The sequence below is a fragment of the Sphingobacterium faecale genome, assembly GCF_016746095.1.
Classification (GTDB): domain Bacteria; phylum Bacteroidota; class Bacteroidia; order Sphingobacteriales; family Sphingobacteriaceae; genus Sphingobacterium; species Sphingobacterium faecale.
The window spans coordinates 81,263-95,767 of the sequence record NZ_JAERTY010000006.1; the positions used below are offsets into that span (position 1 = coordinate 81,263).

The window sequence follows — 14,505 nt, forward strand, 5'->3', positions numbered from 1 at the left end:
TTATCCAATTAACTAATCAATTTTTAATGAAAAACTATCCAGTTAGACATGCTCGATGGCCCAGCTGCCATGGAGGTAGAATTATGAAATCCAAAATAAAGGTCTGCCTGTTACTTGTATTTCTGTTTGGTGTAAATCTAGCCTTTTCCCAGAACGTAACCCTTCAGTTGAAAGAAGTGTCATTAAAGGAAGCGCTCCAAGAAGTCAGAAAACAGACAGGATTCAATTTTTTTTATAAAGAAGATGACATCAGGGAATATGAACGATTGAAGATTACGGTGCGAGACGCAACGCTAGATGAGGCACTCCGATTGCTGATTAAAGACCTCCCCCTCGAGTATACTGTGAAAAACAAAATTATCACCATCAAGCGCTCATCGAAAAAGCAACAGGGGGAGCGGACTAGAAATGTAGATCCTGTAATAAAGCAAGACGAACCTGTGATAGGTGTTGTTGTCGATGCTAAGGGGAAACCTTTGCCTGGGGCCACCGTTCGTGTAATCGGTACCCATAGTACAACAATAACGGGGTCGGATGGGAAATTTTCATTTAAGAATGTCCCCGAAAATTCTATGCTAAGGATTGCTTATGTGGGGAGTAAGCCGTTGGAAATACAAGCAAAGCCGAATCTTGGAAGAATTATACTGGAGGTACATGAGAGCGTAATCGAAGAGGTGATCTTAACAGGTATCACTGAACGTAAAGCGGAAAGCTTTACTGGGTCGGCAACTACTATTAAGGGGGAGGACTTAAGAAGGGTCGGAAATATCAATGTCTTTCAAAGTTTGAAAAATCTAGATCCTACCATTAATATCATGGAAAGCCTGTCCATGGGATCCAACCCTAACGCTTTGCCTGATATGAATATTCGTGGAGGTACTTCTTTTGATGATGCTTTACAATCCAACGACAACTTGAAAGGGAACTATCAGAACCAACCCAATCAACCGTTGTTTATCCTTGATGGCTTTGAGACTTCGGTCGAACGTATTTATGATCTGGATATGAACACCCTGGAGTCGATTACGATTTTGAAAGATGCTTCTGCAAAGGCATTATATGGCTCTAAAGCAGCAAACGGTGTTGTTGTTATTGAAAGTAAAAGACTGAATGCCAATAAGCCACGACTTACTTATACGGGGAGTCTAGATATCGCTATGCCGGATCTGTCCAGCTATAAATTGGTCAGCGCTATGGAAAAGTTGGATTTAGAGTTTAAAGAGGGGTTGTATCCAACGAATGATCCTGTTGCGTTGGGAAAGTATAACGAGCTTCGTCGCAAGACTCTTGCTGGTCTAGATACTTATTGGCTCTCACAACCTGTGCGCATGGGCTACGGGCAGAAGCATGCGATGAATGTAGATTTGGGCAAAGATGAGCTTAGAACAAGCCTTAATCTAGCTTATAATGATAATGTCGGTGTGATGAAAGGGTCGGATAGAAAAAATCTTAACGCTGATTTGAATCTATCTTATAGGCTTCAAAAATTCAGATTTCAGAATAGATTAAGCATTACCAACAATAATGCTTATGACTCTCCGTATGGAAGTTTTTCTACCTACACACTACTTAACTCCTATTTAACACCTTATGATGAGTTTGGGAATTTGCTGCCTATATTGGAAGACGGGAGACCCAACCCATTATATGATGGAGCGATTCCAACAGAGTTTAAAGCGAAATATTTTCAGGTAACCAATAATTTTGAAACGGAATATCAGGTTTTTGAAGGTTTTAAGGCGCGGGCCCGTGTAAGTGTATCGCATAAAAATAATACGGCAAGTAGATATTATCCGACGACACATTCCAAATTTGCAGGCTATGCCGTGAATGATGCAGAACGTAGAGGACAATTTGAGGTTAATAATGGCAATAACTTGGTGTACTCCGGTGATTTTTACCTCAACTATAATAAAGTCCTTAATCAGAGACACAATTTTTTTGTCACACTGGGAGCCAATATTTCTGAAAATACGTTTAAGGAGATGGTTAATTATGCTGAAGGATTTCCTTCTGCTCAAATGAACGACTTTATGTTCGCCTTTCAATATAATACAGACCGTAAACGGCCAGGGGGTAATAGTGGGATAAATCGCGAAGTAGGGGCACTGTCGATGATATCCTATACTTATATGGACAAGTATTTGTTTGATGGCACTTTTCGGACAAATGCCTCTTCCGTTTTTGGAAACGAAAATCCCGTTGCGGCATTTTGGAGCTTAGGTGCTGGATGGAATATTCATAAAGAGGACTTTGCCGGGGATTGGAATGGTTTGAAATTATTAAAGCTAAGGGGGTCGTTAGGTTCTACAGGAAATCAAAATTTCCGAAATAATAAATCCCTTTCGGTGAATAAGTATTATATGGAGGATAGATACGGTAATCTCATCGGTTCTTACGCAATAAACATGGAAAATCCCGATTTGAAGTGGGAACAGAAAATGGATTATAACTTGGGGCTGGATGCAGACTATAAAGGTATCAGCGTAAAATTTGATATCTATCGCGCTATCACACAAAATATGGTGACCAGTGTTAGTACAGCTCCTTCCGTTGGATTTACAGAGGTCTCTGAAAACTTAGGAAAGGTAGAGAATAAAGGTATGGAGCTAGGAGTGGCCTACACTGTTTTTCAAAATAAAAATGGATTCATACGACTGAGTGGGGCTGCTGTCTCAAATACGAATACTATTCTGGAGATTTCGGAAGTGATGCGCGAATTTAATAATAAGCAATTGCGGACAATGGACCTACGAGAAGGACACCATCCTTTAGAGAGTACAGCAAAACCAACGATTTTATATTATGATGGCTTAGCGATGAATACCATCTGGGCGGTCCCTTCTTATGGGATTGATCCGGCTACGGGCCTTGAAGTGCTTAAAGGTAAAGATGGACAACCAACCTATCTGTGGAAAGGTAGCGATATGGTGCCTTCGGGAATTTCGGTGCCCAAGTATAGGGGTAATTTTGGTATCAATGGCGAGTATAAGGGGATTGGTCTTAGTGTAATATGTACTTATTTGGGGGGAGGCCAGCTGTATAATACGACGTTGCTGGATAAGATCGAAAATGTCGATATACACTCCAACTTTGACATCCGGGTATTGTCCGATAGGTGGATGTATCCAGGACAGATGACGCCGTATAAGCGCAATACCGGAGCTACACCTTATGATATGAGAAATGGCACGTATAGGTATAATTCAGATCCATGGAGACAGGAATTGACTAGGCCTACCCAGCGTTTTGTACAGGATCAGAACGAGTTAAATATATCGTCTATCAGTCTTTCCTATGATTTTAACCGAAGATGGCTGACGCCTTATAAGTTAGAACGGCTCCGTCTTTTTGTATATATGAATGATGTAGTCAAGTTTTCATCTATAGGTATCGAAAGGGGAACGACATACCCATTTGCGCGTACGGTGTCCTTTAAGTTGTCTGCTACATTTTAAGACAGAAAGCAAATCTATAAAGAACTAAATATGAAATATCCACGAGTGCAAAACAGAAACGACAGTGAAAATAATCTGGATATTCCATATGGACGTTAAAAAATAAATTATTTACATATGAAATATCCATGTAGTACAGACTGCACAAACACGAGTGACCGCGAAGCAGCATGCACAGCAATTACAACATATCGTGCATAATATACTTTGGATATTCCATATGACCATTGAAAGTCAAATTATTTACATATGAAAAGATATATAATAACATGTATAGTTGTTGCCTGTAGTTTGGCAGTTATGTCTTGTAAAAAGTGGTTGGATGTCAGTTCCGATACAGAAATCGGGAGTGAGCAGCAATTTAATGATATCACCGGATTTAGAGATGCTGTAATCGGCGTGTATATAAAAATGGCTAAGCCGAATATGTATGGACAGGAAATGACCTGGCGAACAGTAGAGTTTCTATCGCAGCAATACGCTGTGATAGCTCAGGCACCCGATGTTAACGTTCCTTTGTATGCTTGGGATTCAGCTCCGCTGCCATCGAAGAGAGAAAATATCTGGCTTGCTACTTATGCTACCATTGCTAATGTCAACCAGATATTAAGATATCAAGAGAAAAATAGAGCTGTATTTGGTGTTTATCCTATCACTGATTCTTTAATCCGGGGTGAGATGCTTGGATTAAGGGCCTTTTTGCATTTCGATATGATGCGGCTGTATGGCAAAGGAAATCTAGCGGAGCGGCCAGAACTACTGGATAAGTTGACCATCCCTTATGTTACGACATTTAGCCGGTTGCCTACGGAGCAAAAAGCCTATCGCGAAACATTGGCCATGATGAAAAAGGATGTTGAAGAAGCTATAATGTATCTGGAATGTGACCCATTAAGCCGGAAGAGGGATTCTCAATATTGGAATGCTGAGCTGGCGAATGGCTTTATATCAACCCAAGCGTTGGCGACAATGATGCCGAATAGGCGTATCCGGATGAATTATTGGGCTGCAAAGGCGCTCTATACACGTATTTTAATGTGGGAAGGGACTAAAGAAAGTAAAGCTATGGCTTTGGAGATTGCGCTGGAGATTATCGGTGAAGCAAATAGTAACGGGTTGGGACGGGGACTTGGTGCATACTACACTTGGACTAATCCTGGAGCCGTCGATGGCGAGTTTTTTGAGGCTGATCTAGCATTTGTAAATGAACAGCTCTTTACACTACACGTAGAGAAGTTTTTGGAAATACAGGAATCTGCGGAAGCTAAAAGGAATTGGTTTTCTTCAGCCTCGCCAGGTAATCAGTATTCGAGTGTGTTCTTAACAGACGATCGCAGAAAGACTGTTTTTGAATCTGGAACAAACCTAATTTCGGTGGATTGGAGAGCTATTAAATGTCTATTTCCGGATGGAGCAACCCGATCGAACTGGACGATTGCCAAGTTTTATAATACGAAGGACTCCCGTGCTAGCTATAGTAAACGGATGCCTTTGATTCGAATTACGGAGTTGTACTATATCGCTGCAGAGGCCCTGCTTGAGCAAGGGGCCACTTATGATAAGGATAAGGCATTGGCGCTGTTAAATAAGGTACGTAATCAACGTAATATACCGGTCTCTTCTAATCTGGAAAATTCATTGTCGGATGATGAAATCCGAATGGAAATAACCAAGGAATACAGGAAGGAATTTATTGCCGAGGGACAATTGTTTTACTATTATAAGCGGTTGGGACATAGGAATATACTGGGATACGGTAAGGAAATGACAGATGTTGAGTATCAAATGCCGATGCCTGATAATGAGGTGAATAATGGCGGACTTAGAGAGAATTAATCCTATATAAAATAAGTTATGAAGATAGTAAGGATAATAATTGGGGGAGTATTGACTCTCTGTATTGGTAGTTCTTGTAAGAAACAGGATATCATGTATTATACAGGTGATGACTCTGCAAATTTTTGGACACGGGTACAGAACCATTCGTTTTTTGGAGCCAATGAGCAGGAGATGGCACAGGATACGGTGACGCTTAATGTTGCTCTCGTAGGAAAGTTTGCCTCGTATGATCGTGTTGTCAGAGCAGAGGTGGTAGAGGATGCGGCAGATACACCAATAGAAGAGCGGAAAACAACAGCCTCTATAGGTCAATATAAAATATTGCCGGGAGTCATTCCTGCTAATGAGTTGATTGGCAATATAAAAGTGATTGTTAAAAACACTTCGGATCTAGCTGATGGTGATTTGAAAATACGGCTTAAAATGGTTGAAAGTGAGTTTTTTAAGGTTGGTCTGCGTGAAAATAACTATATGGATCTAAAATGGTCTAGACTGGTACTGCAGCCGGTGACCTGGGGTGCAATGCGGGTTTTCTTTTGTGCGACATATAGTTCACAGGTTTATCGGATTTTTATGGAGGTGACCGGGATGAAAGAACTTTACTACTTTGAGGGCAAGGTTTCTGCTGAAGAAGCCACTGTGATGGGGGTGAAATTTGCAAAAAGGGTGCGGGAGCTATCGGAACAACAGGGGAAACCCTTAGTACATGATGATGGACCCAAGAAAGGTGAACCAATAATTCCAGTTTATTAATTCAATTTAAAAAGATTTAAGATGATGCAACGATTATATATATTCTTGGGAGGGATGCTGCTCTCGATGGGACTGATCTTTTCTTGTGATTATAAAGATATTGGTATTATGGAGGTTATACCAGTGAGTGATATCTTGATAGATACATCAGGGATTGCGGAGCAGCAGGTTGTAACAAGTGGAGAAAGGTTAAAATTGACACCGCCCATCAGTCGGTTAGGTAGTGATTATAAGGATTTTGAATACGAATGGCGCTTAACGACAAAGCCCGTTTCAAATTTTGCGTCTTATGACATAATAGGACGCGGACCAGCATTAGATAAGGAAATAGAGCGTATGCCTTCGTCAGATCCCTATAGGTTATGGTTGGTGGTGACCGACAAATCTACGGGGCTTATAGGAGGGGTCATTTGGACGGTAATGGTGGAGGCTCCTATCAAACAGGGGCTGGTTGTAGCAGATTCGGAGGATGGACAATATTCGGACTTATCCATCATACAAGATACGTTATTTACGTTGGACTGGAGACAAGTTCCTTCTGTCTCTAGCTCCCCAGCTAAACCAACAGAAATAAAACGTAATGAATTTTCAAGAGTGCACGGTAAAAAAATTGATGGAATCATACATTCTTTATTTTCACAACGTTTATACCAAGAGGGGGTATATCAGAATTTTCTTCATGGAGCCTCGGCGACGGATATATTTAGGATCAATACGATTGATTATGGAATTGTCGCTCAAGGAAAGAAGTTGTTTTATGATGAATCGATAAAGCTTGATATCGTTAAATATTTTCAAAGCAGTAGCGTTGTTTGGCTCTCTAATGGAGGTAAAGCTTCGGTTCGGCAGAATGAGCGGGACAATACGATAGGTTATAATCGATTTGGAGTGGATAGACCTGGAAACTATTACCTCAATAAACATATTGCGATACACCCTACGACAGGGTCTTGGGCTGTTTTTTACGACGAGACGCAAGGAAAGTTCCTGAAATTAGGAGCCTCCACAGATGTAAAATCACCACCGGCAGATTGTGGATTGGCAAATGAACACTTTAACCCTAAAAGTCTACCCGGTTATAAAGTCCTCGGTGGAGGCCTTGGCAGCTCAACAGAGGTCCGGTTTGTGTTAAAAAAAGACGATTATTATGGCATATTTATATTAACCAGAAATAATGCCTCGGATGCAAAGCGCAAAATCGATATTTCTAATGCACCGAATATTGACAAGGCTGTTGCGTTTGTGTTTCCTACAGATCAAGCGGTAATCTATTACGCAACCCCGACTAAAGTATATTCTATACGGATGGCTCAGGGGGAACCAACCACTTATACCGATTTGTATACGAGTCTTTACCCACTTACGGGCTTAGAAATGCTGCGTAGGTCAGGAACCCGAGCGGTGCCAAATTCCGAACGCTGTCTATTGGCTATTTCTTATGATGGAGCGGAAGGACGAATTACAACACTACCGATACCAGCGAGTGGTTTAGGATTGGGTATTGTAGAGGCTAATAAGGCGGTTACCTTTGGTGGATTCAAAAAGATATCTGCTGTGGCTGTGCAGGAGTAAGGTGAATCGTAACAATTTAAAAGTCGTATCGTAATTGATACAGGTATTAATAGGGGTACTATGTTAAAATTTTTAATTTCGCCTCCGTTACGATGGAGGTAGACTTTGATTTAAGATAGTTGGCCAAGAAAGTAATCAATTACTAAATTTTAAATGGAATGTCAGTAAAATGATAGCTTCATCACTATTAAAAAACGGATTTAAACCGATGAAAAAAACAGTATTAACTATGGTGCTTGCTCTACCTCTAGCGGTATGGGCACAAGAAGGAGCTTTTAAAATTGAAGCTCAGATTAAAAAATCAAATGACAATGCTAAAGCATATCTGTCTTACCGTACAGGTAACGGTATGGAACAGGATAGCGCTGTCGTAAAGAAAGGCAAATTTACTTTTTCAGGGACAGTGCAAGGCCCTACGCAGATGACAATCACTTATGCGCCAACTGGTAAGTTGGATCGTCGTGCTGCTCAAGGTGCTGATTCTTATAGCTTATATATCGATAAGGGAACAGCAAAGTTAGTGGCTACAGATTCTATTAAAAATGCAAAAATCTCCGGTGCTCCTCTCAGTGTTGAATATGCTCAATATGCGAAGCAATTAGAAAAATCAACGAAGGGAATGGCCGCTCTAGATGCGGAGTGGTATGGTGCTACAGATGAGCAGCGTAAAGACGGTAAGTTGGCCGAGAGATTGAGAGGACTAGCTGGACCATTGATGGAAGAAAAGGAGCGCGTTCAGAAAGATTATCTAGCACAGCATCCAACTTCTTATTTTGCATTATTGGCTTTACAGGATCTTTCTGGATCACAGATTGATGTTGCTTTCGCAGAACCTGCTTTTAATAAATTGAGTGCAGAGGTTAAAAGCACTCCTGCAGCAGAAGCTTTTAACAAACGTATTGTTGCGGCGAAAGCTACCGCTGTCGGAGCGATGGCTCCAGACTTTACACAGAACGATGTAAATGATAAACCTGTGAAACTGTCCGATTTTAGAGGGAAATATGTACTGCTTGATTTCTGGGCATCTTGGTGCGGACCATGCCGTCATGAAAATCCAAATGTGGTAGAAGCATATCATAAGTTTAAAGAGAAAAACTTTACGGTGTTAGGTGTCTCTTTGGACAATCCTGGCAAGAAGGATAACTGGTTGAAAGCTATCGCTGATGATAAGTTGGAATGGACCAATGTAAGTGATCTACAAGGATGGAAAAATGCGGCGTCGACCTTATATGGGGTGCGTGGTATCCCTCAGAATTATTTAATCGGCCCTGATGGTAAAATTGTAGCAAGTAATTTGAGAGGTGAAGAGCTTCACAAAAAGTTGGCCGAATTGTTAAACTAAGATTAGGTTTAAATATCAGAAAGAGGGAGGTTTCAAATACTTCCCTTTTTTTTATTAAAAATAGGGAAGCAAAGGGGCGGATTGTTTTACTTCTAAAAGATCGTTTAGATGTATCGGTTTAACCATGAAATCAATAACCATAGGGTAGCCTTCTGCTCTCTTTCTGTCCTTGGGGTCAATAGAAGAAGTAATAATAACCACAAAAATTTTTTTTGCGGTTTCCTTTCGGAGATTGTCTAGAACCTTCCAGCCATCTATTAGAGGCATGTTAAGGTCTAAAAATATAAGAGATGCCTCGGCGTTATCTTTATGGGCGTGCCACCATTGAAGAAATTGTTCTCCCTCATATAGACATACTGGGGAGTTTGAAATCTGAGTCTCCTGAAGCATGATATCCATTAAAAAATGGAAAATTCTGTCATCGTCAACAATAGCTGTTTGCAATTTCATAGGTTTTATTCTTTATCGTCAACAATTAATTGTTTTTCTCCAACAGTTCTATTTATAATGTCGTGGATGATGGAGTCTAGCTCTTGGGCAGAGTGATTTAACGCATCGAATAGTTGGGGTTCAATATTTCCGTCATCGAATCGCTGCTTGAGATGATGGACCAATGCTAGTATACGTGCTAAAGGGGCCCTAACGAGATGAGACTGCGCAAAAGCGATGTATTTCAGACTGTTGTGTTGGTTTTCAATTTTGTCCATATAGGCCAGTTTTTCTGATACGTCTTTAGCGACACCGCGAACACCAATACATATATCTTCGACAATATCAGGCCTTCCTGTGAGTAATAACCATCGTTTATTACCTTTGGCAGTGACAATACGCAATAACTTTTTGAACATTTTTTTTTCATAGATAGCTTTGTTGACTGATCTATAAAAACTTATTTCTTCGTGCTCACTGGTATAAAACTGTTTTGTAGATTGTAGGGATGGTTCAAAGTAGGAAGGCACTTCTAATATACTCTTAAATCCAGAGGACAATTCCATCGTTTGTTGTTGTGTATTGATCCACCAGTTGCCATATTGAACTGATTTTTGAGATTCATTGTACAGTTCTTCTTGGATGACATGCTGTGTTACATTGGTAAGCGTCCGTACGATATATTCGACTTTATTCTGGTTGTTTAGAACGGGGGTATGGTGTATTTCGTAGTATCTTACATCCAGAAATGTAGTCTCTGCATTGAGCGGATATACCAATTTACGGATGCCGAGGCTGACTCCGGATCGTTGTTCTATTACGGAATCAAAACAATTAAGCCAAATATCATCCGAGATATAGGGATTGATGGGGAATAGAGCAAAGAAATTTTCTCCTATCATGTTCCCTAAGTCCAAAGCGCAGAGTTTTAGGTAGGCATCGTTGACGTTGACAACGTCAAAACTATTGTCAGTGACCTTGAGGATTATTGAAGGGCACTTCATCGATTTAAAAAAATTTAAGTACTCAAACTCTCTCTCCATTCTGTCTTTTTATTAAAAGTACCATGTCCTCTGATTCCGGCAAACCTCTGTAAAGCAGTCTATATTGTATATAATAAATAAAAGCAGACAAGGTAAATCATCTGGCCAGCTTTATGTTCTTCATAGATTGTGCGTGTTTGTAAGCCTTTGGGAGCTCAGCAAACAAGAGGGTATAACCCTGTCGACACGAAATTTTAGTTAAATATAATTGAATAAATGATAACAAACGATTCTTTTTCTGATATGAGTAAAAAAAAGTATAACTAGAATGGAGTATCTGCCATTGAAAGAAATTTTATACACTATAATTTGAATAGTTTTTGTTATATTAGTATGGATATCTACCCATATCGTTAAAAGATAGATGGAAGTTGTGTTTTATACGTATTTGTAATAGAAACCGACACTAAAGAAGGTGTGTATGGACGAAAACTACCAGGAGTTGCATAATACACTGATGTTTTATGGCGTCAATTGTTTACGGCCGTTCCATATTTCATCAGGTAATCCTATTCCAAAATTTCCTCAGACGTCCTTTCGTGTAGATTATTATGCGGTGTGTATTTGTGTAACAGGGCAGATCGCTGTGGAGAATGATAATTTGCACTACGATCTGTCTGACCATGAGTTTTTGATGTGAACCCTTTACAGTATGATATTAGGCATTTGATGAAAGCGGCTAAGACACTAAATGATGATAAACCTTTTATGGGGGAGGGCTTCTTACGTAGAATATTGAAAGGGACTTATTTTGATCATGTATTGCCATGGGAAGAAGCGGACGAACAGGAGCAGGAATCTTTTATCGGAGAACCTCTGGGTAAATTTGAAGATTGGCTTAAAACTGTCTGGGGCTAAACCCGGATAGTATAAAAATGGATAAACTATGAATATAAAAAATGTAACAGTAGCGGGTAGCGGAGTATTGGGCTATCAAATCGCGTTTCAGACAGCTTTTCACGGTTATAACGTCACTGTTTATGACATCAATGATGAGGTATTGGCAAATGCAAAAGGAAAGTTTGATATTTTGTCAGCAGCATTCAAAAAGGATCTAAATGCCACACAAGGACAGTTGGATGAGGCAAAGGGTAGATTGACTTATATTTCTGACCTCACTGCAGCTGTTGCAGCTGCAGACTTGGTTATAGAAGCCGTACCGGAAAGCCCACATATTAAGATTGATTTTTATCATAAGTTGGCTAAAGCTGCTCCAGAGAAGACAATTTTTGTAACTAACTCGTCCACGTTATTGCCTAGTCAATTTGCAGAAGAGACAGGGCGTCCTGCTAAATTTTTGGCTTTGCATTTTGCGAATGAGATATGGAAGCATAATACGGCTGAGGTTATGGGCCACGCAGGAACAGATAAGTCCGTCTTTGATGCGATTGTGGCATTTGCGAAAACAATAGGTATGGTTGCATTGCCTTTGTATAAAGAACAGCCTGGTTATATTGTCAACTCGCTTTTGGTACCTCTCCTTACTGCGGCAACGAATCTGCTGGTAAGCGGTGTGTCTGATGTGGAAACTATTGATAAGACATGGATGGTAGCTACGGGAGCTCCAATAGGACCTTTTGCGATACTGGATATCGTGGGTATTACGACTGCTTACAATATTAATAAGATGGCTGCCGATGCTACCGGGGATCCCCTGAAAGTGAAGACTGTGAAGTATCTCAAAGAGGAATTTATAGACAAAAATAAATTAGGCGTGTCTACTGGCGAAGGGTTCTATGTCTATCCGGACCCAGCATACAAAGATAAAGACTTTTTGAAATAGAGCGATCTATAAGCGATTCTAAGTATAAACCGCCACAATAGGTATGATGTTGTGGCGGTCTGCTTATGGAGAATTACTATGGAGGTTTATGCTACGCTTTGATGATTGTCCTCTTTTTTTAGAAGATATCTATATATGGCACCACCAGCGATTGCTCCTAATATCGGTGCTACCCAGAATAACCATAGCTGGGATAATGCCGCTCCTCCAACAAATAACGCCTGAGATGTGCTACGGGCAGGATTGACAGAAGTATTGGTTATTGGTATAGATATTAAATGGATAAGCGTTAATGCCAGACCTATGCTGAGGCCGGCAAACTTGCCATTAGCCCATTTATCGGTGGCGCCTAATATTATAATTAAGAAAAAGGTAGTTAAGAGAAACTCTGCGAGAAATGCTGCTCCTAAGCTATAGCTACGTTCGTGATAACCTGGCATCTCATAAAAATTGGTTGCAAAAGCTCCAGGGCCTTCAGCTGAAAAAGCCCCTCCTCCGTTTAGTATGATGTAAAGACCGGCTGCAGCTGCTATCGCTCCTAATAGCTGGGCGATAATGTATGGGACGAGTTCGTCTACGGAGAACCGGCCTCCAATGAATAGTCCGACAGAAACTGCTGGATTGAAATGGCCTCCGGAGATATGGCCTACGGCATAGGCCATCGTCAATACGCTAAGACCAAATGCAAGGGACACTCCTAATAAACCGATTCCAATACCAGGGACTCCTGCGGCGAAAACTGCACTCCCGCAACCTCCGAAGACTAACCAAAATGTGCCGAAAAATTCGGCAAATAATTTTTTTGTCATGACCTAAATGTTTGTAACTGTTGATTAATAGTTGTTTTAAATCTTGTTTTCTTTAGTTTCTTTTGAAGAAAACAATGGTAATAAAGGTATTGAAAACTAATCGTTTTAAAAGTAGAATTTCGTCTACAGATATAAAGTGGCTTTTAAATAAAAAATCCCGTTGAAGTTAATCAACAGGATTCTTAAAAAGAGTATGTAGTGTATTTATGGTTTAATCAGCTCGCAAGGGGAACAGCTACTTTCATATTTGGATATTTTTCACCAAGCTTTAGTAAGAAGTCATTTGCTATTACATTTTCTTGGATCAGTTTTTGGGTGTTCATCGAAAACATGCTTGTTGTTGTGGTTGCGTAAGTAAAAACAAGTGCGGAAAATAGAACTAACTCAATGGAGCTGCCATCTGTTGGTAATGATATTCTATAAGCTTTTACATTATCACCTTTCTGTTTAGCAAAAGCCTGCATGGTTCCTTTTTGCGGAATTTCTTCCAATGTTGCCTGTGTAAGTCTTTCACTATTGAATATCAGGTGATTGCTTATATCTCCTTCGGTATCGGTGTCTAGGAGGTGAAGGTCATCCCCGCTTAGGAGTAGGTATTTTGGAGTCTGTACTGTTTGGTATCTTACAGTACCTAAGGTAGCTGCGCTCCGTAGGGAGTCCTTTAAACCATCTTTTATTGCAGACTTATTGCTGTAGTCTAAATTGGCAAAATTGAACGCGTCTATGGAGAGCCCGTTCATTTGTTTTTTGAGGTAACTATACTCACTGCTGAGGAAGTTATCTCTATAAGTTTCAGCTTTCTGAAGTTCAGATTTGGAGTCAATGTTTTGCATCGCCTCTTTTAGCTTTCTTTTCTTAGCATACGTAAAGTACATTATTCCTCCGTATATGAGTACTGTCGCCGCAATAATTAATATAACTTGTATGCTCATGTTGTTTATTTAATTTAAGTATTTATATATGTTTGGGTTCTACTTTTTTTTTCGAGGAGGGGATAAATCCCCAGATAATAAAAGCGATTAGCATAAGACCAACTAACTTGCCACCATATTGAGTATAGAAAGTAAGCTTATTCAGGTTACTTGACTTTAATTTTTGCTCCATCAGAAGAGCTTCCATTTCTTTGTCTGGAATATCATAATATTCTTTCGTCTTCTCATCATACCCTACCAGTTTAGGTGCTACAGTAATATATAGAGGGAGGATGTAGGCAATGTTGAATTCTGTATGTAATGTCGCTAAGTCTAAAAAATTGCCGTTTTCGAGTTTGAATTCTTCTGTATCGGGTAAGTCATGTACTTTACTAAGTACCTCTCTTTCTCCAACGGGTATTTTTAGTTTTGCAGATGAAAGATTTGTTGCACCTATCATCAGAACCCCGGCTAAAATAATTTGTTTTAACGCTATCATATTTCTACTATTTATGCTAAAGGTAGAAACGTCTTTTTTAAACGCATAAATGGTTTACAATTCGCAC

At 40.0% G+C, this 14,505-nt stretch carries 13 protein-coding genes; 8 read left to right on the top strand and 5 right to left on the bottom strand.

The window, feature by feature from the left end; translation table 11 throughout:
- Positions 1-26 precede the first annotated feature (26 nt).
- The 5 genes from JKG61_RS12110 (at position 27) to JKG61_RS12130 (ending at position 8,964) form a co-directional block, all read left to right on the top strand.
- Entirely contained in the window at positions 27-3,458 is a 3,432-nt protein-coding gene (locus tag JKG61_RS12110; protein ID WP_202103254.1) for a SusC/RagA family TonB-linked outer membrane protein, read from the top strand.
- Positions 3,459-3,707: 249 nt separating this feature from the next.
- A complete protein-coding gene (locus JKG61_RS12115) occupies positions 3,708-5,294 on the top strand; it encodes a RagB/SusD family nutrient uptake outer membrane protein (protein ID WP_202103255.1) in 1,587 nt (528 codons plus the stop codon).
- An 18-nt stretch (positions 5,295-5,312) separates the two neighbouring features.
- Positions 5,313-6,050, top strand: coding sequence for a DUF4843 domain-containing protein (locus JKG61_RS12120; RefSeq protein ID WP_202103256.1), 738 nt, complete (start codon positions 5,313-5,315; stop codon positions 6,048-6,050).
- 21 nt (positions 6,051-6,071) lie between these two features.
- Entirely contained in the window at positions 6,072-7,622 is a 1,551-nt protein-coding gene (locus JKG61_RS12125) for a hypothetical protein (RefSeq protein WP_202103257.1), read from the top strand.
- Positions 7,623-7,830: 208 nt separating this feature from the next.
- Positions 7,831-8,964 (top strand): redoxin domain-containing protein, encoded by a 1,134-nt coding sequence (locus JKG61_RS12130; RefSeq protein ID WP_202103258.1) that lies wholly within the window; start codon positions 7,831-7,833, stop codon positions 8,962-8,964.
- A 54-nt stretch (positions 8,965-9,018) separates the two neighbouring features.
- Here the strand turns inward: JKG61_RS12130 and JKG61_RS12135 are convergent, their stop codons facing one another.
- Positions 9,019-9,414, bottom strand: a complete 396-nt coding sequence (locus tag JKG61_RS12135; protein WP_202103259.1) for a response regulator — start codon at positions 9,412-9,414, stop codon at positions 9,019-9,021.
- A 5-nt stretch (positions 9,415-9,419) separates the two neighbouring features.
- Positions 9,420-10,397, bottom strand: coding sequence for a PAS domain-containing protein (locus JKG61_RS12140; RefSeq protein ID WP_202103260.1), 978 nt, complete (start codon positions 10,395-10,397; stop codon positions 9,420-9,422).
- A gap of 460 nt (positions 10,398-10,857) precedes the next feature.
- Here JKG61_RS12140 and JKG61_RS12145 point away from each other — a divergent pair, with 460 nt between their 5' ends.
- Genes JKG61_RS12145 through JKG61_RS12155 form a run of 3 tightly spaced genes read left to right on the top strand, consistent with a single transcriptional unit; the run spans position 10,858 to position 12,219 of the window.
- Entirely contained in the window at positions 10,858-11,076 is a 219-nt protein-coding gene (locus JKG61_RS12145; RefSeq protein WP_202103261.1) for a hypothetical protein, read from the top strand.
- Positions 11,073-11,294 (top strand): hypothetical protein, encoded by a 222-nt coding sequence (locus tag JKG61_RS12150; protein WP_202103262.1) that lies wholly within the window; start codon positions 11,073-11,075, stop codon positions 11,292-11,294. The genes JKG61_RS12145 and JKG61_RS12150 overlap by 4 nt, the downstream gene beginning before the upstream one ends.
- Positions 11,295-11,322: 28 nt before the next feature.
- On the top strand, positions 11,323-12,219 hold the full coding sequence (locus JKG61_RS12155) for a 3-hydroxyacyl-CoA dehydrogenase (protein WP_202103263.1): 897 nt from the start codon (positions 11,323-11,325) through the stop codon (positions 12,217-12,219).
- An 86-nt stretch (positions 12,220-12,305) separates the two neighbouring features.
- Here the strand turns inward: JKG61_RS12155 and aqpZ are convergent, their stop codons facing one another.
- From aqpZ to JKG61_RS12170, 3 genes are all read right to left on the bottom strand, one after another.
- Positions 12,306-13,028, bottom strand: a complete 723-nt coding sequence (gene aqpZ / locus JKG61_RS12160; RefSeq protein WP_202103264.1) for an aquaporin Z — start codon at positions 13,026-13,028, stop codon at positions 12,306-12,308.
- Positions 13,029-13,243: 215 nt separating this feature from the next.
- Positions 13,244-13,960: a hypothetical protein gene (locus JKG61_RS12165; protein WP_202103265.1), complete on the bottom strand. Its 717-nt coding sequence runs from the start codon at positions 13,958-13,960 to the stop codon at positions 13,244-13,246.
- 22 nt (positions 13,961-13,982) lie between these two features.
- The gene (locus JKG61_RS12170) at positions 13,983-14,438 is read right to left on the bottom strand and encodes a hypothetical protein (RefSeq protein ID WP_202103266.1); all 456 of its coding nucleotides are present in this window, start codon (positions 14,436-14,438) and stop codon (positions 13,983-13,985) included.
- Positions 14,439-14,505 lie beyond the last annotated feature (67 nt).